At 51.7% G+C, this 21,668-nt stretch carries 16 protein-coding genes; 4 read left to right on the top strand and 12 right to left on the bottom strand.

Annotated features, from left to right (window positions below):
- Positions 1-103 precede the first annotated feature (103 nt).
- The 3 genes from A8990_RS19625 to A8990_RS19615 are packed head-to-tail and all read left to right on the top strand — an operon-like array spanning position 104 to position 4,421.
- A complete protein-coding gene (locus tag A8990_RS19625) occupies positions 104-2,347 on the top strand; it encodes an EAL domain-containing protein (RefSeq protein ID WP_245996107.1) in 2,244 nt (747 codons plus the stop codon).
- Between the two features lies 1 nt (position 2,348).
- Entirely contained in the window at positions 2,349-4,010 is a 1,662-nt protein-coding gene (locus tag A8990_RS19620; RefSeq protein ID WP_425463919.1) for a thiamine pyrophosphate-binding protein, read from the top strand.
- Between the two features lie 18 nt (positions 4,011-4,028).
- Positions 4,029-4,421: a carboxymuconolactone decarboxylase family protein gene (locus A8990_RS19615; protein WP_116190744.1), complete on the top strand. Its 393-nt coding sequence runs from the start codon at positions 4,029-4,031 to the stop codon at positions 4,419-4,421.
- 450 nt (positions 4,422-4,871) lie between these two features.
- On the opposite strand, the gene A8990_RS19610 is transcribed toward A8990_RS19615, so the two are convergent.
- The 7 genes from A8990_RS19610 to A8990_RS19580 all read right to left on the bottom strand — a co-directional run bounded on the left by A8990_RS19610 (position 4,872) and on the right by A8990_RS19580 (position 14,755).
- On the bottom strand, positions 4,872-5,819 hold the full coding sequence (locus A8990_RS19610; protein WP_116190743.1) for a DUF1861 family protein: 948 nt from the start codon (positions 5,817-5,819) through the stop codon (positions 4,872-4,874).
- Positions 5,820-5,832: 13 nt separating this feature from the next.
- Entirely contained in the window at positions 5,833-8,217 is a 2,385-nt protein-coding gene (locus tag A8990_RS19605) for a hypothetical protein (protein ID WP_116190742.1), read from the bottom strand.
- Positions 8,218-8,234: 17 nt separating this feature from the next.
- Complete coding sequence (locus A8990_RS19600) at positions 8,235-9,893, bottom strand: hypothetical protein (RefSeq protein ID WP_116190741.1); 1,659 nt, start codon at positions 9,891-9,893, stop codon at positions 8,235-8,237.
- A gap of 148 nt (positions 9,894-10,041) precedes the next feature.
- A complete protein-coding gene (locus tag A8990_RS19595; RefSeq protein WP_181909679.1) occupies positions 10,042-11,730 on the bottom strand; it encodes an extracellular solute-binding protein in 1,689 nt (562 codons plus the stop codon).
- Between the two features lie 55 nt (positions 11,731-11,785).
- On the bottom strand, positions 11,786-12,670 hold the full coding sequence (locus A8990_RS19590) for a carbohydrate ABC transporter permease (protein WP_116190739.1): 885 nt from the start codon (positions 12,668-12,670) through the stop codon (positions 11,786-11,788).
- 16 nt (positions 12,671-12,686) lie between these two features.
- Positions 12,687-13,652 carry an ABC transporter permease gene (locus A8990_RS19585; RefSeq protein ID WP_181909678.1) on the bottom strand — a complete coding sequence of 322 codons (966 nt, stop codon included), beginning with the start codon at positions 13,650-13,652 and terminating at the stop codon, positions 12,687-12,689.
- A 41-nt stretch (positions 13,653-13,693) separates the two neighbouring features.
- On the bottom strand, positions 13,694-14,755 hold the full coding sequence (locus A8990_RS19580; protein ID WP_116190738.1) for a glycoside hydrolase family 130 protein: 1,062 nt from the start codon (positions 14,753-14,755) through the stop codon (positions 13,694-13,696).
- A gap of 266 nt (positions 14,756-15,021) precedes the next feature.
- Between A8990_RS19580 and A8990_RS19575 the strand changes: the two genes are divergently transcribed.
- On the top strand, positions 15,022-16,038 hold the full coding sequence (locus tag A8990_RS19575; RefSeq protein ID WP_116190737.1) for a LacI family DNA-binding transcriptional regulator: 1,017 nt from the start codon (positions 15,022-15,024) through the stop codon (positions 16,036-16,038).
- A gap of 145 nt (positions 16,039-16,183) precedes the next feature.
- On the opposite strand, the gene A8990_RS19570 is transcribed toward A8990_RS19575, so the two are convergent.
- The 5 genes from A8990_RS19570 to A8990_RS19550 all read right to left on the bottom strand — a co-directional run bounded on the left by A8990_RS19570 (position 16,184) and on the right by A8990_RS19550 (position 21,610).
- Positions 16,184-17,740, bottom strand: coding sequence for an SAM-dependent methyltransferase (locus A8990_RS19570; protein WP_116190736.1), 1,557 nt, complete (start codon positions 17,738-17,740; stop codon positions 16,184-16,186).
- A 69-nt stretch (positions 17,741-17,809) separates the two neighbouring features.
- The gene (locus A8990_RS19565; RefSeq protein WP_245996111.1) at positions 17,810-19,411 is read right to left on the bottom strand and encodes an ATP-binding protein; all 1,602 of its coding nucleotides are present in this window, start codon (positions 19,409-19,411) and stop codon (positions 17,810-17,812) included.
- Between the two features lie 8 nt (positions 19,412-19,419).
- The gene (locus tag A8990_RS19560) at positions 19,420-19,884 is read right to left on the bottom strand and encodes a MarR family winged helix-turn-helix transcriptional regulator (protein WP_116190735.1); all 465 of its coding nucleotides are present in this window, start codon (positions 19,882-19,884) and stop codon (positions 19,420-19,422) included.
- A gap of 242 nt (positions 19,885-20,126) precedes the next feature.
- Complete coding sequence (locus tag A8990_RS19555) at positions 20,127-20,555, bottom strand: SRPBCC family protein (RefSeq protein WP_116190734.1); 429 nt, start codon at positions 20,553-20,555, stop codon at positions 20,127-20,129.
- Positions 20,556-20,620: 65 nt separating this feature from the next.
- Positions 20,621-21,610: a sigma-70 family RNA polymerase sigma factor gene (locus tag A8990_RS19550; RefSeq protein ID WP_281272515.1), complete on the bottom strand. Its 990-nt coding sequence runs from the start codon at positions 21,608-21,610 to the stop codon at positions 20,621-20,623.
- Between the last annotated feature and the right edge of the window lie 58 nt (positions 21,611-21,668).

Here is a 21,668-nt window from a genome sequence, read left to right as displayed (position 1 = left end):
AAACGATATGGGTTGACATAATGAAAAAGAAACGATAATAGTGGGATTTCCATGGTTAAAGTGTATTTTTATGCGTTTTCATGGTAGCGAGGGGGGGATTGCTTTGACGAAAATAGCTTTGATCTCGGAGTCTAAGAAGAGATGTGAACAGCTAGGTATTGATCCACAAGGGATTCCCTCCTTTACAAACTTTTATTCCGAAGACGAATTGAATGTAAAACGGGCCGAATACGAGGAAATATTGTCCGTCATTAACTTCTTTGTTCATAAAATGTTGGAGCTTATGAAAGGAATCCCGCTGCTCATCCTAATCTCCGATGAGAATGGCTGTATTCTGGAAATGGCCGGAGACGAAGCGATCAAGAGCGTGGTTCAGCAATCGGGCATTCAGGTTGGCCTCGTGTTCAACGAACAAGAAGCCGGCACCAACAGCATTAATTTAGTTCTGGATTCCCGCCAGCCCATTCAGCTTGTCGGGGCAGAGCATTATTACGAATTTTTAGGATCATCGGCTTGCTACTCCGTACCTTTCCAATATACAGATATCTCCAACTTGCTCGGGACGATTACGATCATGACGACGATTGATCAGCATAACCCCTTCTTGTTGGCGATGCTATGCACAGTCGTAGATTCTATTGAACGTGAACTACTGCTGAAAAAACAAAATAAACGATTGCACATCTTGAATCAGGTGGTTATCGAAACAACAAGAAACGGCATTATTATTACGGATCGGGATGGTGCAGTTACCGAGTTTAACAAGTTCGCCGAAATTATAACCGGTTCCAAAAAACAGGATGTCATTAATAAGCCGATTTTGGATGACAAAACAAATAACTTCATTAAAGAGGTCCTTCACACAGGGCAGGATTACGAAGATATGGAATTGGTGCTGCGTTCTCAGATGGGGCAGGATGAGCTGGTTTGCCTGTTCGACGCCTTCCCTATTCGCGACGAGAATATGCAGATTATGGGCGCGTTTGCGCAGTTCCGGGATATCACGGAGCGTTACCATACGCAGAAGCAGATCAATTACTTGGCCTATCATGACGATTTAACCGGCTTGCCGAATCGAAGGTTTTTCACCGCGCATATTGAAGAATTGCTGAGCTGCCGGGTGAATGAGAACAGTATCTTTGCCGTCATGTTTCTCGATCTGGACAGCTTCAAGAAGATTAATGACACGCTGGGTCATAACAACGGGGATATCCTGCTGAAGCTGGTTGCCGAGCGTCTGAAAGCTTGCTGCCATGCTCCGAACCAGCTGGTTTCCAGAATGGGCGGGGACGAATTCACGATCCTCCTCGAAGAGATGACGGATCATAACGAAGCGATTCATGTAGCGGAAGAGATTATTCAAGCCTTCGAGAAACCGTTCGCGGTGGACGGCTACGAGTTTTATATAACCGCCAGCATCGGTATTGCCTTCTATCCTCAAGACGGCAGGAATGTCGAGATGTTAATGAAGAATGCCGACATTGCCCTTTACCGGATGAAGGATGACGGAAAGAACAACTATACGATCTTCAAGCCTATTCCGAACAGCGGCATTGAACGGCTTACATTGGAGAATTCAATCCGCAAAGCCTTGCAGCTCAATGAATTCGTGTTATATTATCAGCCCAAAATCGATACGCTGACCGGACAAATCATCGGCACCGAGGCGCTCGTCCGCTGGAATCACCCGACTCTCGGCTTGATCCCTCCAGGTAAGTTCATCCCGATCGCCGAAGAGACCGGACTTATTGTGCCCCTTGGGGAATGGGTGCTGAGAACAGCCTGCTCCCAGAATAAAATATGGAAGGAAAAGGGATACCCTCCTATGAGCGTATCGGTCAATCTCTCTTCTCGCCAATTTTCGAAGCATAATTTGGTAGAGAGCATTAAAGAGATCTTACTCGAAACCCGCATAGATCCCCAATACCTGGAGCTCGAAATCACCGAGTCGATGACGATGAATGTTGAAGTCGCGATCGAAGTACTCGGAAGACTGAAGGAGCTCGGCATCCAAATTTGCATCGACGACTTCGGGACAGGCTACAGCAATCTCTACTATTTGAAATTATTCTCGATTGACCGGCTGAAGATTGATCAGTCCTTTGTCCGAGATATTATGACGGATTCGAATGACGCGAACATTGTAGCTACGATAATCGCTATGGCCCATAACCTTGGAATCGATGTTATTGCAGAAGGTGTAGAAACCAAGGAACAATTGGATTTCCTGCGTAGCCAGGGCTGCCATGAAGTACAAGGTTTTTATTATCACCCACCTTTACCCGCAGAACAAATCGAGCAGCTGTTACTGAAAACGTTATCAATGAAACCCACATCGCAAAGGTGATATGATGAAAAAGAGAGTGTATGCCCTATTAGTCGAGCTTTTTAATAGTTGGGGGATTTCGCACGTATTCGGCATTCCCGGGAAGTCCATTTCTCCATTGATGCTGGAGCTTGAGAACTGTGGAATTGAATATGTGCTGGGTCGTCACGAGGCCGGCTGCGGGTTTGAAGCGTCAGGCTATGCGCTGGCCAAAAAAACGATGGGAATCGTGATTGGCACGTCCGGGCCGGGCGGAACGAACTTGATTACGGCCGCAGGACAGGCTAAGGAGTTCCAGCTGCCTGTATTGTTCATCACAGGACAGCCTTCGATGAAAGAGACTGGACGCGCCTTAAGTCAGGACTCCAGCCAATTCGGGGCAGATTTGGTCAAAATGTTCGAGCCCGTAACTTTGTTCAGTGCTCGCATCGAGCGCGGGGATCTTCTTCACCTATACCTTAAGCATGCCCTGGAAAAAGCCTACACGGGTGAGAAGGGTCCCGTTCATCTTTGTATCCCGTTTGATGTGCTGATGGAGGAAGTGGATACTTTCAGCCTGCCTTTGCCGGATCACATCTCACCGGTCGTATCCCCCGATATCGATAAGGCCATATCGATGCTCAATGAGGCTAAGAAACCGGTCCTCTTCTTGGGCAAAGGCGCCGTCATGTCGGATGCCTATGACCAATTGCGGACCATTGCGGAGCACTGGGGCATTCCTGTCATGACCACGCCCGGCGGGAAAGGGGCATTTCCCACAAGTCATCCGTTATACTTGGGCGGATATGGGCTTGGTGGCTCCAAATATGCAACGGAGTATATGAAATCGGGCGTTGACCTGATGATCGTCGTCGGCAGCAAATTGTGCGACATGTCCCTGTCGGGGTTTACGGACGATATGGAGCCGGATAAGGTGCTGCAATTCGAGTATGACCTTAAGTTCGCGGGCAAAACCCTTCAGGCACCGACTCAAATCATCCTTGGCGATATTCACAGCAACCTGACTCAGCTCATATTGCGTAGCGGCGCGTCGGTCAAAGCGTACGAAGCGCTGGAAGCCCGGGCACAAGCGGCGGCAGCCGCGGCCTCCTGCACGGAAACCGCGATGTCGGCGGGAACGGCGTTCAGGAGCTTGCGTGCCGTGCTTCCCAAAGAAGCCGTTCTCTTCGGGGATGCTGGCAGTCACTCCTTTCATGCCGTGCAGAATTTCGAAATCATCGAGCCCGGGACCTTCTATTTTGATGAAGTGTTCATAGCCATGGGGGCGGCGATCGGCTATTCGATTGGTTATTCGATTGGTGCGCAAGACGACATGCACGAACGCCCTGTCGTCTGCGTGACCGGCGACGGCTGCATGATGATGCACGGCACAGAGATATCAACAGCAGTTAATCATGGGGCGCCGGTTATTTTCTTCGTGCTCAATAACGGTCGTTTAGATATGGTAGAAAAGGGAATGTCCTATAACACGGGTCGCTCCGTTGGCGCGATCTACGAGCGGCCGCTGGATGTCAGCTTATTCGCCCAATCCATGGGCGCACTGGCATTTCGCTGCGAGAACGAAACAGACGTTAAGAAGGCGGTCCAGTCAGCTTTGCAGTCCAATACGACTACGGTCATCGAGGTAATGGTGGACCCGCATGAAGTCCCTCCAATTCTCACCAGACTGCTTAGTTTAGATTAGCGCTTACGGAGGACGCATATGGAAACGAATCGCTATAATAAAGGAATAGAAGTCTTGCAACAGATGGTAAGTCAAGAAACGCTGAATGCAACGGTTAAGCATATCGAGAAGTTCAGTCCGGATATGGCTAAGCTGATTGTCGAGTTCCCTTATGGCTCGCTATATTCCCGTCCGGGTCTGGATTTAAAACAAAGGAGCCTGCTGACCATTGCGGCTATGGTTGCTTCCGGATCAGCTGCTCAACTCGATTTCCATGTTCAAGGTGCCTTGAATGTCGGACTTGCGCCAAATGAGATTGTAGAAGCCGTGATGCATTGCGTATCCTATGCGGGCTTTCCCAAAACGTTGGATGCCATGTTTGTGGTCATGAGAGTGTTTAATGAACAAGGAATTACTTACGAAGAAGTATGACACTCCGCTGTCGTACTTCTTTTTTTTTGTAATTTCGGTAAGCTTTCTTGGCAATATCCCCGATGCCAATCATGCCGAGTCCGCCCCACTCCCGCTCCAAGCTCTACAATCGTCACGGGCTCTGAACCATATCCCTTATTCGCCCGATCTTGAAGAAAACCGAATATCATTTCGGCGTATGCCGTGGCGATCATCTTGAACCTTGCTTACTTCCATGATATCCAAAACGAAACGACCGTTTCCCCGTAAAATACAAGGAAGCGGTCGTTTCAGCGTTAATATTGGTTTTACTTAATTCCGAGGGTCTAGATCCTTCTCGGGTTAGCACACTTCCGGCGTACCGCCGGGAGCGCGCTGACCGCCTGCCAAGAGGCGCCTTGTTTCGTGCTTTCGTTCACCGCAGCCGCCGGAACGGAAACAATTGCGGACCGAAAGCCGGCACAACGGCTGTTACAGCTTCTCGTATTCCTCGAACGGATCGGGAATCGTCGTCCGATATGCTTCTGCGTCGCTTGCGCCGACATACAGCTCCGCAACGCCGCCGCGTTGGCGGCGGATGCCACCGCTGAAGATAACGTCAACCAGATCGTCGCGCTTAGCAGGACCTGCCGGGAAATCGTTGCGGGCGGCAATAATTTTCATTGGTGTTTTCGCAAGCGTCCCGGGTTGGATCGCAAACGTCATCGAATAATAATGGCGGTTGCCCGCCTCGTCGAAGCTGGCGATATGGCCGAGCACGCCGATCAATCCGTTGGCCAGCAGATGCGCCTCATTCGCGCCGCCCCACTCTTCATCGATAAACTGATCGCGGAATATATGTGCCTGCTCGAACAGATCCGCCGTCACCGCATCCAGCGAATCGGCTTTAATGAAGCCGATTTTACCTCTGCCGCCGACCTCGCCCTGCGGCCGCGTCAGCACGCCGACAGCTCCTTCTGTCAGCTCGACGAGGCGGATGTCCTTCATCCGGTCCGGACCGGTCACGAAAGGCCGGAGCGATGCGATGCTGCGTCCGCGGTAGAACCGCGTCACCCAAGACACAATATGCTCGGGATTCGCCGGGTCTGTAATCACTTCTACGCCGCCGAAAACCAGCTCCCCAGCGATATGCGTCATGAACGGGTCCTGCAGCTTGAATGCCGTCAGCTCCGGGTGCGGCGTCCATACGTCGCTCGCTTCCGCGCGGCGGAAGAACAATACCTCCGACAGCTCGGTTTGCCGTCCTTCCACCCGTCCCGCGATAATCCATTCCCCGTTATCCTGGAACGGAGCGGAAATATTGTACACATCGCGCCCCTGGACGCCATCGAATACGATCCGTTCGCCGTTCCCTCCGCTTGGCGCACGGCTTGTCAGCAATGCCTTCGTCGTTTGCTGCGCTGTCGTAAAAGTAATCATGGTTTTTCCTCCATCAGTCGAAATTTATTGCGTTCGTCTCTTCGCGAACGTCCTTGTCCGCTCCCGTACCGTGCGCAAACGCGTGGCTGCCATCCACCACTCGGTTCGCCACGACCATGAACGTATTCCACGCAAATACGCCCGCCGAAGGCCACCAGTCGTCCTCATGCTCGCTCAGCGGTATGAACTCATGGGAGTACGGTTCGTTCTCACGGCCGAATTCCATCTCCACCCGCCAGCGCATTCTATCCTCGCCTTTGTCCCAGCCATGTCTAGCCGCAGCCGCGTAGGCGAGATACTCGTACAGGAACCAGCTTCCGCCGTTATGGTAGACGCCGTCCCGCCACGAGAATTTCCCCTCCCACGGCTTGTTCTCGTTGGTGAAGAACTGGCCGTTCTCATCACTGATGCACGGCACGCCGCGGATGATAACCGGCAGCCGCTCGACGGTGCCGATAACCGCTTCGGCGGACAGGATCGGCTCGCCGAACAGCCACTGGTTCAAAAACTCGCCAAGCAGCACGCTCGGTGAGATGTATCCCTCGTCGGCGCTCCACTGCACATAGCCCTTCTCCGCATCATACAGCTCTCGGTACGCATCCTTAGCCAGCTCGATTTCGCGCTCCTCCACATCCATGCCGAGATCGCGAGCGCACTGCAGGGCAACCGCATAATGTCCTTGGTTGATCGCCCGCACCTTCTTATCAGCATGCCAGATCGTATCCAGCCAGCCGGCCGTCCGGCTTAAGTACCGCCCGTCCCTCATCGGCGAATGGTTGGCGATAATATTGCCAAACGTCCTCTTGATCACCTCGTCGTTGACTGCCGTGCCGTATTTCTTCTGATTGAGCCATGCCCACATAAGGAAGAACAGCGTCGATTCGTTGTCGTCAGGCGAACCGGGATGGAAGTATGGAATGATAAGCGTGTACAGCTGTCCATCATCCTTCTGACTTTCAGCATAACGCTGCCAGCACTGTTCGGACACTTCACGGTTGTCGATTGCACTCGCATGCCAGAACGCGTCGCGCAAATACATGTCCGGATGATAGTTCATATTCGGCACGAGATGGGCGCGGAAATCGTCATGCTGCGCGATCCAGATTTGCATCTGATTATCGGCGTACATGATTTTCTCGTGCTCGGTTCCTTCGAAGCCGAGTCCCTCCGCTAGCTTGACCTGCGAAGCAATCTGCCGATCCCGGTGCGTGCCGCCTTCGCTTCCGAACAGAAACAGACGTAGCGAGGCCGGCTCATCCGGACGAACAACGTGGAACTGCCGGGCGTTACCTTCGTATTTGCGGATGCGCAGCTCTCGCACGACGAAGTCAAGCTCGCCGCGCGCGTTCACGTCGTGGACGACCTTCAGCAACAGTGACTGGCTCATCTGCTTGAAACGGGCTCCGAAGAAACGCTTCGTGAAGACGCCCGTCTCGCCGGCTGCCGTCGCCGGGATATTGTCCCGAAACGCGCCATATTCGTAGCCCCACTCAAAGTAGCTCGTCTTGTCTGCGTCAAGCAGCTTAACCGTCAGCGCATGGGCGGCGCTGTATGTCATCTCGATCTCGTACATCTCATTCTTGTCGAGATGAAGCGGCAGCTCGATCCCGCTCTGCAGCGTAAAATCGAATTCGCTTTGCTCGTCGATCGGACCGCTTACGCGCAGCTCGCCCTCGCCGCCGATCGCCAGAGAAGCCCCGTTGCTCGCCCGCCAAGCGTCCGTGCCCGGCAGGTTCACATACGAGAAGCCGCTGCCCCTGAAGTCGAGCGCCTCGCCAAACTTGAACTGCACGTAGCGGCGACCCGCCTCTCGCTCAGCCTTGCCCGCTATGGAAGTCAACTCCGCATCGGGCTGCACGTCCAAGCCGACCAAATAACCGTCGTCGTCCTTCCGGCGGCTGATCCGCGTCCAACGGTTGCGATAGCCGTTGTCGGTGAGCAGACCATAATCGGTTCCACCGAGCGACATGCCGACAGCCGGGTAAATTTCGTATACCGGTCCGCCCTCAGCGTTCGGTTCCTGGAACGACCAAAAGCTGTCCGGCTCCGTCTTTGCTTCCAGCCGGTTCGCCAGCGAGAATGTCAATGCCGTGTCGGATGCCACGTCGATTTGCTTCGATACCAGCCCGTCATTAACTTGCGTATACGTGATGGTGATACTTACGCTCGCATCCAGCTTCGAAAGCGGGATTATCCCGGATAACACGAGGCTGCCGTCCTGCTTCCGCTCCGCCTTCGCGGCGCGAAAGCGATCCACCTGCTCAGAGACCGTACCTTCCGGATTCGCGAAGACGGCCGTAAGCTCGCCCTCCCCATTCTGCGTGAGCACCGGTCCACTGCGACCGAATTCGACCCAATACCCTATTTCATCATTACCTTGTATAAACGATTGCAACATACGATTCTCGCTCCTCTCTATGCCTCCGGCCCGCCTTCCGGACAATGGAAATCGATGACGACGCCTCCGGCGCGCAGCTTCGCCCCTTCGCGGACGATTTCGGCGCCGGAAGGCACAATGACAGCCACGACAGCCGTATCGGCAGGCAGCAGGATAACTGTTCGGCCTTGCGCGCCTCGCGTCAGATATGCATGCGAAGCCGCATCGTAGATATCTGATGCCACGGATCCGGCGTCGATTGCCACCGTCCTCGGCCCATCATGGGGGTTGTAGATCAAATACGTCGGATAGGCTTTATCCCGGAAATAATCGGTCTTGAGGCAATCCAACTGAAGAATAGCCGGCTCCTCCGTCTGCCCGACGATGCCGCCGAAAATGCCGACATGCGAGGAGCCGTACAGCCCGAGATCAATCGCGCCCCAGCTGTAGCGGATTGCGTCTCCGGTCGCATACGGGCTCTGGCCATCCCAACGCTTCCGCAATCCCTCGTAAGCGATGACATGCTTTGGATCGCTTCGGAAGAAGTAGCACGATTCCTGGTTCTTCGGCAGTGCCCCGGGATAGAACAACCGGGCGTTGTTGGCCGCGTTCAGCATCCATTTGCCGATGTCCCGCGCAAATCGGACGTCGTAACGGACGAGCGGCACGAAGGCGGCTGCCAGCGAGAACGTATTGGCCGCGAACGCATAGCCGCTCGAATCCTCGCGGTATTCGTCCGAGGCGTTGGTGGCCATCATATCCCAGCGCTGCCCCCAGTCCGTCAAGCTGCCGCACAAGCCGTGGCAATCATAATCTCCCCAGCGCTCGGCGATCACGCCCCAACCCGGCCTTGCCTCGCTGTCACCGTCGAAGCACCAGTTCAGTAGCTTCGCCACGTCATAGTTGCGACCAAGCTCGGCGTTCATCCGGGCAGCGATATAAGCGCCGTACGGCAATAATATTTCGTAGAACGGATTGGACTTTGCCCGCTCCAGAAACTTCATGCAGCCTTCTGCCGCTTCCAGATGGCGGACTTCCCCCCATCTGGCGTAGGCCATATATTCGATCCAAGCAACGCCGGCTGCAGCCTCCGGTTCCTTCCACTTGCCGTTGTCGACCGGCCGGCCGCTGCGGAAATCGTAGGCGAGGTGGTTGAAATCCGGTACGCCGCTCCCATCCGTCAGCCCCGTGCAAGCTTCCAGCCATTTGTCGGCCGTGACCGACATGATGCGATCCAGCCTGCCGACGCCCGGATAGTAGTAAGCAAGTCCGTAAGCAAGCAGATGCGGATAGATTTCGTACCAGAAGCTTCCTCCGGAGCGCTCGCCCGTCCGGTTCAGAAACAGCTGCTCTCCGTTATCCGTATTGAAGTAGCTCTCGCACATCTCTACCCAGTTATGTCCGTTTTGGCTGCTCTTGTCGATGCCGGAGAGCGTGGCGCCCAGCACGGCCGTGACGCAATTAATCGCCTCGTGGCCGTTTCCTTTCTTCTCGAAGCCGACGTAGGATGGCAAGCCGAACGTAGCACGCGGCGTGTTGTGCTGCGTCGTATCCCACCAGATGAGCGGCAGGAAATCACCCTTCGCTTCGAAATCAAACACCAGCGCGTCATAGTCGATGCTCGCCTGCTTCCAATCCCTCATTTCGAAGGGGGACGGTATATTGGGCATCTGCGCGATTTTGCGGATTAACGTCATCGGTCATCTCTCCCGAACGATTTGTGGAACGGGCGCCTCGAACCGCAAGGCGGCCGCATGCGGGGAACTTCTCCCCATGAAGACCAGAGGAGCATGCACCATATGCATGCTCCCGCTAGTTTCGCTTATTCTTTGCGTCTAAGAGAAGTTATTGTGCCGCTTTTTGCGTATCGAGGAACGCCTGTACCTGCTTCAAGAGCTCGTCCTTGATCGCTTGGATGTCCGACTGAAGCGTCTTGTTGCCTTCCCATTTCTGCTGAAGCTTCGCAAGATCGTCTGCCGGATTTTTCATCATCCCGAGCTGGAGTGGCAATTTCTCGCTCTGAATCGTACCGAAATCAGGGTTCGAGAGCTGGTTCTTGACCGGGTCGCCATTGAAAGCAAAGCCGGCCAGCGCCGATTTCACGAATGACTTCTCGTCCGCCATATAGCGGTAGTACTTGACGAACCCATCCGGCACGTTTGCCGACAGGCGGATATACGTCGGATTCCAAGTGAACTCATACCCAGGGAACGTATAGTTGGAGGCAAGATCCACGCCGTCCGGAATTTTATACTTATCGTCGCCGACCGGCTCCCAGTTCTTGCCTTTGACGCCAAGCTCGAACAGGTCATGATTGTCTTGGCTCGAGTACATCCAGTTCAGGAATTCCATGACGCGGTCAAGGTTCTTCGACGTTTTCGGGACGCACAGGAAGTTCCAGACGCGGAAATCGGTCACCATGCTCGGCTGCTTCATCTCGCGCTCCGATGCGGAGTTAATGAGCATGCCGATCTCGGCACTCGGAACAGCGGCTTTCAGACCCGACTGGATCGAATCCAGATTTGAGATATTCTCCATCATGGACGCGGCCGTACCTGCCGTAAATGTACCTTTGGCATCCTTGCGCGTAATCGGCTCTTTCTCGGTGTAGCCTTTGTCATGGAAGTCGCGGACCGTGATGAACGTGCTGTTATCTTCTTGATTATACGGCTCAGGGAACGCCTGCTTCGATTCCGACTTCTCGCCTGTAATCGAAGCTGCGACAACCTTGTTGTCCTTGATCAGCACAGTGCCCGTTACTTGCGGTGCAAGTGGCACGTCCCACAGTCCGGCAGCCGCTTTGTCCGCCAGCGTCGCCTTCGTGCCGTTCACGATGTCGACCGCGCCGTAATTGCCGTCATTCTTCTCAACGAACGGAATGATGCTCGGATCGTTCTGCTTTACGTTATCGAAATATTTAATAAGATCATCGTAAGACTGCAGGTCGGACATGCCGTATTTCTTGGCCAAATCCTTGCGGTAGTAAATGACGCTGAGGTCGGTGTAATACTGCCCCATCGGCACGCCGTAGACATGGAGCTGCTTGTCCGTACCCATAAACATGTTATTGTTCAAATATTGATCGGTAAACGCTTTCTTGAGACCCGGATACTTATCTGTATGGAAATACGGATCCAGATTGTTATAGTTGTCCTGTTGAATGAACTGGTTCATGTTCATCCATGGCGCGTCGAACGCCAGGTCGACCTGTTCGCCGGCGGCCAGCTTCAGCTTCAACTTGTTGACGTAGTCGGCCTGCGGCGTCCAAGTGACGTCGAGCTTCACGTTCAGCGTATCTTTCGTCTCTTTCTCGAATTCGGCGATGACATCGTCGAACTGCTTCGGCTTATCGCCCCACAGCATGATTTTGAGCGTGACCGGGTCCTTTGCAGCGTCTGCCGTTTGGTTCGTATTCGCGCCGCCGTTCGTCCCGCTGTTCCCGCCATTGTCCGAATTTCCGCCGCAGCCTGCCAATGCCCCCGACACAAGGCCGAGGACGGTCAGCAGGGAGGCTGCTTTCATCTTTCTGTTCATGTATACCCCTCCTGAAATAAGATGCATGAATATGCCATTCGGCTGTTGGCCGATATTAGCCTTTGATCGCGCCGACCTTGAGGCCGCCCACGAAATAGCGCTGTAAATACGGGTAGAGGAAAATGATCGGCCCAACCGTGACCATCGCCGTCGCAAGCCTTACCGTATAAGCCGGAGCGACCGGCGTCGTTCCCTGCGGCACCCCGTTCACGGCGATCGTCTGGGCCATGTCGATATTGCGGATAATCTGCATGATGATATATTGCAGCGAGAACAACTTCGGATTGTCGATATAGAGCATAGCCGGCGTCCAGGAAGACCAGTAGGCGAGCGCGTAAAACAGGCCAATGGTCGCCAGTGCCGGAAGCGACAGGGGCAGCACGATCCGCGTCAAAATTTTGAGTTCGCCAGCCCCTTCAATCTTCGCCGCCTCGAAGAGCCCGGCGGGGATTTCATTGAAGAAATTGCGCATCAGAAACATGTTCCATGGCGCGAGCAGCGAAGGCAGAATATAGACCCAGATGGTGTTCTGCAAATGTAAGTATTTAGTGACGAGAATGTAGCTCGATACCATCCCGCCGCTGAACAGCATCGTGAAGTAAAAGAACAAGGCAATCGGCGTGGCGTAGTACAGTCTTCTGCCCGATAGCGCGTACGCGGCCGTGCTCGTGAGCACGAGGCTCAGGAAGGTGCCAACGACCGCCACAAAGATCGTAACGAGATACGCGACCGGAATCGTGCTCGTATTGAATATCGCCTCGTAGGCGGCGATCGAGAATTTCTCCGGAAACAGGGAGTAGCCGTTCTGCTGCAGCGTCACCTCGTCCGTAAAGGAGCTGATGACCACGAGCAGGAAAGGATACAAGCAGAGGAGGGAGAACCCCGCTGCGAAGATATAGAAGATCACATTCAGCGTTTTGTCCAGCTTAGTGCCGTTCATCAGGTTTCCTCCTCCATTAGAAGATCGCGGAATCTTCATCCACTTTTTTGGCTAATTTGTTCGCGAGCACGACGAGAATGAAGCCCACGACGGATTGATACAGACTGACCGCCTGAGACATGCCTAGCGAGCCTGCCGTCCTCAGCGAGCGGAAGACGTACGTGTCGATCGTATCGGTCGTCTGGTACAGGAATGAATTATCGCCGACGAGCGAATACACCATTTCCAGATTGCCGCCGAAGATCCCGCCAAGACTGAGCAGGAACAGCATGACGATCGTGCTCTTCAGCATCGGCAGCGTAATGCGGAAGATGCTCTGCATCCGAGTCGCCCCGTCGATTCGGGCCGCCTCGTACATTTCCTTGTCGATGCCGACTATCGCCGCCATATAGACGATCGCGCCGAAGCCGGCCGTCTTCCAAATATTGAGCAGGACGAAGATAAACGGCCAGACCTTCGCATCGGTGTAGAAGTCGATCGTGCCAAACGACAGCGAGGACAGGAAGCGGTTGATCACGCCGGTATCGGCAGTGAAGAACGCGACCGAGAACAGCCCGACGATCGGCCAGGAAATGAAGTTCGGCAAAATCATGACCGACTGCATCGTCCGGACGAAGAGATTCTTGCCGAGCTCGGTCAGCACGATGGCAATCGTCAGCGCACAGATCGTTCCAGTGACGATAAACATCAAGTTGAACATGACCGTGTTGCCCGTAATGATCAGCCAATCATGGCCGCGAAAGAAAAACTTGAAGTTGTCGAGGCCAATAAACTTGCTGCCGAAGATTCCTTTGATCGGGTTAAAATCCTGAAAGGCGATCGCGAGCCCGACGAGCGGTAAATAAGCGAACACGATACTGAACAGCACGGCCGGTAAAACGAGCAAGTACAAATACCGGTTCATAATGAGATCCCGAAGCCCCTTATGCCGAATGAGCCTCTGTCTGCCGGGTTCAGCCCCGGCGGCTTTGCGGCTTGCCATTATCGTTCAACCTCCTATCCACGTAAGCGTTGCTCAAGCGGTTATACATGGATCGTCCGACCCAGACCCAGATGATTCAGCACGTCGTCCACTGTTGTCTCGGCGTAGCCGATCGACGTATCTCCCGCCCCGTAATAAATGCCGATCTTGCCGTTCTCCACCAGCGCGCCGCATGGGAAAATAACATTGCCGAAGAATCCCTCCAGCTCGAACGGCTGCTCCGGCTCCATGAGCGGCAGCTCGCTTCTTGCGATGACCTTCCCGGGATCGTCTTTATCGAGGAGCATGGCGCCTACGCAATACCGGTTTTCCTTATCCGCTCCATGATAGATTTCCAGCCAGCCCTGCTCGGTGAGGAACGGAACCGCGCTCGCGCCGATCCGGCCGTCATCCCACAAGCCTTCGCGCACGCCCGCCAGAAAACGGTGGTTGCCCCATTGCAGAAGGTCGCTTGATTCCGCGATCCACATCTCCGGGCGGCCGTAATGGGAGCACGACGGACGGTGGAGCGCATAATATTTGCCCGCGATCCGCTCCGGGAAGATGACGACGTCCTTGTTATCCGGATGGAATATGTTTCCCTCCCGCTTGAATGACCGGAAATCGGACGTGGAGATCATCGCCGTCACGATGCCGTATTCGGAAATTGCCGAGTACGTAATATAATATCTTCCGTTAAGTTGCGTAATTCGAGGATCTTCGATGCCGAATTTTTCATAAATCGTCTCGGGAAACACGGTCGGCTTCTCATCGATCGCGAAATCGATGCCATTATCGCTCCGCGCTACCCGCATATGGGAGATGGACGTTAAGTAGTTACCGGCAGGCGTCTTGATGACCCTTACATCGGAGAAGTCGTTCTCTGGGCTTCTTGGAATGCTGTGCAGCCGGAGCTCGCCCGATTCCGGCTCGAACACCGGCGTCACATAAATGCTCGGATCGTCGTTAATCGGCCGCTCTGCTACCCGGAGCAGAAGAATGACCTCGCTGCCCAGCTTCGCAACGCCTGCATTGAATACGCCGATGACTTCCATATCTGCTCTGGAAGCGGTAACATCACTTGGCACTATAATTGGATTATTGGCGGAACGTATAATCACCATCTGGTTGTACCTACTTTCTATCGCTGTCTTTTAGTTTACGAAAATTAAAAATTACCTTATGTAAGCGATTATAGTTTTCTATAATTACTTTTGTCAATCGATTAATTCAAGTTACAAACAAACTTAAATATCTTTAATATAAAGTAACAAAACTTTGATGATGTCTCTGAATACCCATTGACTTAAACTCGTCAATTCGTTAATATTTTTGTAAAGTTACAAATCCGACACCTTAAACTAATAACAGAACTTAGGAGATATCCGCTATGACGAAGCAGCGCAAAGTAACTCTTGAAATGATTGCGAATGAAATTGGGGTTACCAAAGTTACGATTTCCAAAGCGCTGAACAATCAACCCGGCGTCAGCGAGGAATTGAAGAAAACGATCCTTCGCATCTCCCACGAGCTTGGTTACATTCATAAGAAAGCGGAGAAAAACCAGAAGGGAATCACGAAGCTAGGACTGCTCGTCCCGAAACGTTTCTTTCTCGACACGGACAATTTCTACACGCAAATTTATTATCATATGAACCGGGATTGCGCGTTGAAGGATATCAATCTGGCGCTGTACGTGCTGAATCCGGAGGAGGAGAAGAAGGGGACTCTGCCGCTGTCGATTCATCAGGACAGTGCCAATATCGGCGGGCTGTTCGTGGCCGGCGAAGTGAGCGACAGCTATATGGAACTGCTGTCTTCGTCGCTCTCTGTGCCGATTGTCGCCATCGACTTCTACAAGCGGAACGAGACGTATGACTGCATCGTCACCGACAACTATCGTGCAGGATATACCGCTGCTTCCTATGTCGCAAACAAGGGCCACAAGCGGATCGGCTTCGTCGGCAATCCGAACTATACGAGCAGCGTCATGGACCGGTTTTGCGGCTACGTCAAAGCGCTTACCGAATTCGGACTCGAATACCGAAAAGACTGGCATATCGTGAACAACGACGAAGACGGCGCGTACATTAACGATTTCGCGCTTCCTGAGGAGCTGCCGACCGCGTTCGTCTGCCATTGCGACATGGCCGCCTACAAGCTGCTCGTCAAGCTGCAGGGGCAAGGGATAAACGTGCCTGAGCAGGTATCGATTATTAGCTTTGACAACACCGATCTCAGCCAATCGATCGTCACCGCGCTGACGACGATGGACATCAGCAAATCAGCACTCGCCGAGAAGGCGCTGGAGCGGATGCTGTGGCGGGTCGAGCATACTAACGAAGAACCGCAGCATATTTACGTCAACACGAGGCTGATCGAGCGGGATTCGGTCGCTGCTCTCTGATGCAATGCTTGCAGCCGGCAGGGCTTCTTCACACATCGGCCACTGTAGAAATGCATAGTTAGGAACTAGAATAACACGTTTAAAAGGCCATCCTTTTCGGGATGGCCTTTCTTCATTATACCTTTAAGATCGCTTGATCGGGTATTCACTCTTGAATCGCACTCAGCAATGCCATGGCCTCTTCATGATCACGATCGAGTGCTAATAACTTACCCAAGTAACTCGATGCCTCTTCGACTAACTCCAGCTCGAGACAACAGATGGCCAGACAATAATAAACAGTCGGTACGACTTCATCTTGTTCTTCACGGATCGATATTTCCAAGAATCGTTTGGACGCCTCGTACATGCTCATCTCAAACAGAACCAGCCCCGCATCAAGCGCAAGATCGTACCGCTGCTCCATGACGTAGTAAGAGGACCACATCCGCTGTATGCCTGTCAGGAGATCCTGCGTATCTTCATCGTTCATTTCCGGAATCAGACTCGAGATCCGCTGCGTGCTCTGAATGAAGAATTCCGCATCGTATCTGCCCAAACGCCAAAAACTTAAGATTTGCTGCATATCCATGCTTTCTAAGTGGCGGTCGACCCATACCTTCATGCTATAAAATTCATCCGGTCCGAATCGCTCAATAAACCGATGATAGGCTAATCTCGTTTGGGGGTAGCTCATCGGTTGATCCAAATGGAGAATGCAGCCGACATTAATATCTTGATGATGCTGCGGTGGAAATAACGCCGCCGCTCCTCTTTGTTTATAGACATATTCAATCGCATGGTAGTTCGCCGTTAAAGAAAAGCTTCTCCCATGCAGGACCAGCTCCGGCGCTTCTGCGTATTTCCAGTTATCCAGTAAGTGATATCCTTTATCGGCCGTGACTAATAGAAATCCATTCTGCGACAGCTTGTTCAGCCGCTCCAAGCAATCCAAACCTACGACCGGGAATAGAATATGCGAGTCTTCGAGCTGCTCCTTGTAGAAGGCAATGACATCGCGATATGAATAGCTTTCCTGCTCGTACTCCGTTGCTCGCCGATGCTCATAGCTTAGTCCGATTTGATTCAGCAATTCCGTTGGTTTCATTGAATCATAATGATCCGGATATTCAACGTACACGTCCACTTCATTAATCTGACCATCGTCGATATACAGCAGCTCTTGCGGGATGACGTCAAAAAAGTAATTGGCAACGATGACTATCGGCTGTTGCAAGTCACCTGAGCGAATCGTTACATCTGACTGCACGAGGTGTAAGGTTGTATCTTGAATAGCATCGAACCGCGCGAAGTCCAGAATCCCCTCGGCAGTGAAAGCTTGCAGAGCGGGATGCTCCATCCAAGCTCGAACATTGCTCATCGCCAAGTCCGTCATCACATAACGGAATGCAGGCAATGCGATCCCTGCGTAATCTCTCAGCCGGCATAACTCGAGCAACGCATGGTAAGCTAAGCGCCCCGCTCCCGCTCCAAGCTCTACAATCGTCACGGGCTCCGAACCATACCCCTTATTCGCCCGATCTTGAAGAAAACCGAATATCATTTCGGCGTATGCGGTCGCGATCATCGGATTGCTCGTTATGTATTGCGGTACCTGATCGTTCCTCCAGGCCGTCAATCCTTCTTCTTCGTAATATTGCCTCTGTAAGTCCCATATCGGCGCTTCGCTGAATCGGTAACGCTGTTTGTGATTACCTGTCATTTAACTTGTATCCTGTTCTATTCGAATTGTTGAACCTTGCTTACTTCCATGCGGTGCTCCCCGTTTACGTTAATACTTGGAATGCGGCAGCCATACCGTAAAGGTTGTCCCTTTTCCATTCTCGCTTTCTACTTTTATTCTTCCTTTATGCAATTCAATAATACTATAGCTCATCGATAATCCCAGGCCTAATCCGTACTTTTTCGTTGAATGAAAAGGAGTAGCCAGCTTCTCTAACGTATCTTCATCCATACCGAATCCATTATCCGCGATCACAATTTCAATCCCATGATCTAGCTGGCTCTGCCGGATAACCACGCATATGTTCCCATCAAAATCAATGGCATCAAAAGCGTTCTGCAGAATATTGAGGATGACCTGCTTTATTTTATCCTTATCGATATAAACCTCCTCTTTGCACAGAGGCTGATAATGAATCTTGATGTTCTTATCATGAAAGTCATTTTCCATTAACGCCAAAATATCTTCGATAAGTGCATGCAGGCCCACTCTCGTTTTTATGATTCCTTTCTGATCAGGCTTGGCCATCATGACAAATTGCTGAACCAAATTTTTTATTCTTTCCAATTCGCTAAAGATGATTCTAAAATAGTCCTTTTGCTTATGGTCCGCTGTCTTGAAATTTTCTTTAAGGAGCGTCAATAACCCTATGATCGACGTAAGCGGATTTCTAATCTCATGAGCAAGCCCCGCGCCGATTTTGCCTATGGCCGACAATTTCTCGCTTAGCATGAGCTGTCTTTCTAGAACAAGTCTTTCTGTAATATCTCTAAACTGGCCAAATACGCCGATGATTTGGTTGAGTTCATCATAGATTGGAAACGAGTCAAATAGAAACGTTTTATTCGATATCGTGATTTCGACATCCTCATACTTTTGACTATCGCTCAGAACACGCTCCATGTATGCTCCAATAACCGCTACTTCTGCAATTGGACGATTGCATAGTTCATCTTTCTTGCTGGATAAGACCTTCTCCGCATAAGGATTTATTTCAACTATTATGCCGTCCTCATTGGTCAGGATGACCCCGTTTCGACTGTTCTCCATAAGCACTTGATTCAAGACGATTAATTTCTTGTTCTGCTTCTGCGCGATGACCTCTCGTTCGATAGAATCTACGGCAGACTGAAGCAGTCCGATATGGTATGGACTTGCATGATGAGCGGCCATCATCATCGAAATCGTCCCGCCTATCTTGCCTGTTGAGTAGAATGGTACAGAAACGCAAGCACTTTCATGCAAGCAACGGAAGAAATGGTCTGGTCCAATAAGTTGTGCAGGTTCTCCCATTCGTAAAGCCATTTCGATACTATTCGTCCCTACTTTCTCTTCCTCTAATCGGGTTCCGGTATATAAACCTAAGGATTCAATTTGCCGCTTTATCATGTCGTCGCCGTACAGTTCTAGAATGTACCCTTCATGATCCGTGATGCAGACCAGAACAGAGGTCCTGTCCAAATTAGATATTAACTTCGTCATAAATTTTCTTGCTACAGAAATCGTAGCATCAAGCATCCTCTTCTTCTGCTCCAACACGTGAATTGGCAATTTTTCTTTGGGAGCCGGCAAATCATCAGGATGCAAATTTTTACTCAAACATGTTTGGTGTGAATGTTGTATATATCTACTTCTTGATTCCGTCATCATTATTGTCACTATAGAAAACCTCTCAAACCCATCGTTTCATGTAAGGCAGAACCTCGAAGGAATCTTTCCAAGATCGGGTTAACCTCACTTAGTTCGGCTTCTGAGGCCATTTCCTGCATGTGATGATAGAGTTGTTCTTCAACGAACTTTACTTTCTCCGCTGCTTCCTTCCCTTGCTTAGTCAGCTGTAATAAAACAAATCGCGAGTCATCGGGGTGGGTCATCTTTGCAACGTGTCCATCCCTGATCATTCGTTCAACCAACCTTGACGGGCTGCCGGTCTCGCAAATCAGCAATTGCCCCAAATCCTTTAACGACAACGGTTGCTTCATCTCCAGAACTCGGATCACTTCTGCCTGGGAAGCAGTAACCCCCACTTCTTTAAGGGCTTCATTCAACAATCGATTTCCATGGCGCTGGACAGCCAGAATGAGGTAACGGAACTTTTCAACTTCGTCAAACCCTTTTTTCAATTAGACTGCTCCTAACGGTTATCCTATTATTTGAGGTTTAATCTCTACATCATGATTCGCTATGGCCATCAAACAATCCTCTCGTGCCATGAACTCCTTTACCCAATCCAACGACCTGATTCCCCTTATCTCAGTGTGCCATCCGGTATCCACTAAAATCAACCCGGCGCCCCAGGAGTCCTTTTACCCAAAATAAAACGACCGTTCCCCGATAAATTACCGGGAAGCGGCCGCTAGATCTATTACTCGGATCCTTCGACGTATCGTTTGAAGCTGTCCATGATCGCTTGCCAGCCCGCCTGCTGGAACTCAACGGGGTGCGTGTTCTCGGGGTCGAAGATTTCAACGACCTTCGTTGTGTCACCCTGAGCAACGAAAGCGATGTCCACCTTCCGCCCGTCTCCCATCGTGTAGGAAATCGCCTCATGCAGCTTCACATCGTCGTAAATTCCGCCGAAATCGAAGCCCATGCTGCCGTCTTTCGCTTCCATTCTTGTCACGAACGCGCCGCCGACCCGCAAATCGTTCTCCGCTCTTGGCGAATGCCAATCCTCGGATGGCTGATTCCACTTCGTGATGTGATCCGGCTCCGTCCAATAGCTCCATACCTTTGCCACTGGGGCTTGAATGACGGTCTCAACGGTTACTTTCGCTTGATTACTTGTTTCCATTGTAATGAACACCTCTCTCGGTAATTTTCCTTCTCATTTGTATAGACGAATACCGATCTCGTTATTCATCGGTCTAAATGCGCTGGGAGACCCAATCGAGCAAATAATTTTGTATTTATGAAATTTTGAACATGCAGGATTCGATTGTCCTTCACTTCAAGCACATGAATCCCCCAAGGCACTAGGACAGGCGCTTCCTTACTCGGCATATACTGCGCCAGAGCGGGATAACCGCCATTGACTGTCGTCCACACAAACTTAGACCCCTCGCAATGCCAGCGCGTAAGCGCGAAAAACGTGGACAAATCGTCTTGACCGCTGATCCACATTGGGAAAGGCGGCATCGACATACAGCCTTCTTCATGGAACAACGACACAAGCGCATCGATATTAAATTGTTCGAAGGCCTCTACGTAACGAGAGAGAAGAGCAGGATCGGGGTCGACGTCCATCTTGCTATATTCGTCGGAACGAAGCTGCGTTCGATTCATCGTCTCCCTGGCCCGCTGCAGCGCGCTGTTCACCGCCGCCGGCGACAGCCCTAGCGTTTCCGCGATTTGCTTGGACGACCACTCGAAGACGTCCTTCAGGATAAGAACCGCACGTTGACGAGGCGGCAACGTTTGTAAGAGTGCAATGAAGCAGAGCTGAAGGGTATCTTTGCGTACGAGAATATCTTCCGGATTTTCTCCAAAATCAGGCGAAGGCCAGATCCAGGACGATTCTGGCAGCATCTCGTTCGGCTCGACAATGGCGACAGCTGGGTCAGATAGGTCAACGGGAAGCATGCGTCGCTTGGCTTGCCTCAGCTTGTCCAAGCATAAGTTCGACGCTATACGGTAGATCCATGTCTTCATGGACGAATCCTGCCTGAACATGCTCCAGCTTTGCCATGCCCGAATGCTGGTTTCCTGAACAGCATCGTCCGCATCATCCATGGATCCTAACATTCGGTAACAGAACGATGTTAACCCCGGCTTAAAGCTTTCAAATAACTGCATATCAAAAGCTGCTTCGTTCATCTGGGCCTCCTTGGAACGATGTCCTTGTAGCATTTTCCATTAGCTTTATTATAGCGTACGAGCCGTATTGCAGGTTCGAAAATAATACTGG

Source organism: Paenibacillus taihuensis (assembly GCF_003386535.1).
In the GTDB taxonomy this organism is placed as follows: Bacteria; Bacillota; Bacilli; order Paenibacillales; family Paenibacillaceae; genus Paenibacillus_Z; species Paenibacillus_Z taihuensis.
Note: the sequence above shows the minus strand (reverse complement) of the source record. Positions and strands in the feature narration are given on the sequence as shown.

Excerpts from the sequence above, each read along its gene's own strand:
- A8990_RS19605 (WP_116190742.1), bottom strand. The coding sequence starts at position 8,217 with ATGTTGCAATCGTTTATACAAGGTAATGATGAAATAGGGTATTGGGTC.
- A8990_RS19600 (WP_116190741.1), bottom strand. The coding sequence starts at position 9,893 with ATGACGTTAATCCGCAAAATCGCGCAGATGCCCAATATACCGTCCCCC.
- A8990_RS19565 (WP_245996111.1), bottom strand. The coding sequence starts at position 19,411 with ATGATGACGGAATCAAGAAGTAGATATATACAACATTCACACCAAACA.
- A8990_RS19610 (WP_116190743.1), bottom strand. The coding sequence starts at position 5,819 with ATGATTACTTTTACGACAGCGCAGCAAACGACGAAGGCATTGCTGACA.
- A8990_RS19575 (WP_116190737.1), top strand. The coding sequence starts at position 15,022 with ATGACGAAGCAGCGCAAAGTAACTCTTGAAATGATTGCGAATGAAATT.
- A8990_RS19620 (WP_425463919.1), top strand. The coding sequence starts at position 2,349 with ATGATGAAAAAGAGAGTGTATGCCCTATTAGTCGAGCTTTTTAATAGT.
- A8990_RS19550 (WP_281272515.1), bottom strand. The coding sequence starts at position 21,610 with ATGCTACAAGGACATCGTTCCAAGGAGGCCCAGATGAACGAAGCAGCT.
- A8990_RS19570 (WP_116190736.1), bottom strand. The coding sequence starts at position 17,740 with ATGACAGGTAATCACAAACAGCGTTACCGATTCAGCGAAGCGCCGATA.
- A8990_RS19595 (WP_181909679.1), bottom strand. The coding sequence starts at position 11,730 with ATGAACAGAAAGATGAAAGCAGCCTCCCTGCTGACCGTCCTCGGCCTT.
- A8990_RS19585 (WP_181909678.1), bottom strand. The coding sequence starts at position 13,652 with ATGGCAAGCCGCAAAGCCGCCGGGGCTGAACCCGGCAGACAGAGGCTC.
- A8990_RS19580 (WP_116190738.1), bottom strand. The coding sequence starts at position 14,755 with ATGGTGATTATACGTTCCGCCAATAATCCAATTATAGTGCCAAGTGAT.
- A8990_RS19615 (WP_116190744.1), top strand. The coding sequence starts at position 4,029 with ATGGAAACGAATCGCTATAATAAAGGAATAGAAGTCTTGCAACAGATG.
- A8990_RS19590 (WP_116190739.1), bottom strand. The coding sequence starts at position 12,670 with ATGAACGGCACTAAGCTGGACAAAACGCTGAATGTGATCTTCTATATC.
- A8990_RS19555 (WP_116190734.1), bottom strand. The coding sequence starts at position 20,555 with ATGGAAACAAGTAATCAAGCGAAAGTAACCGTTGAGACCGTCATTCAA.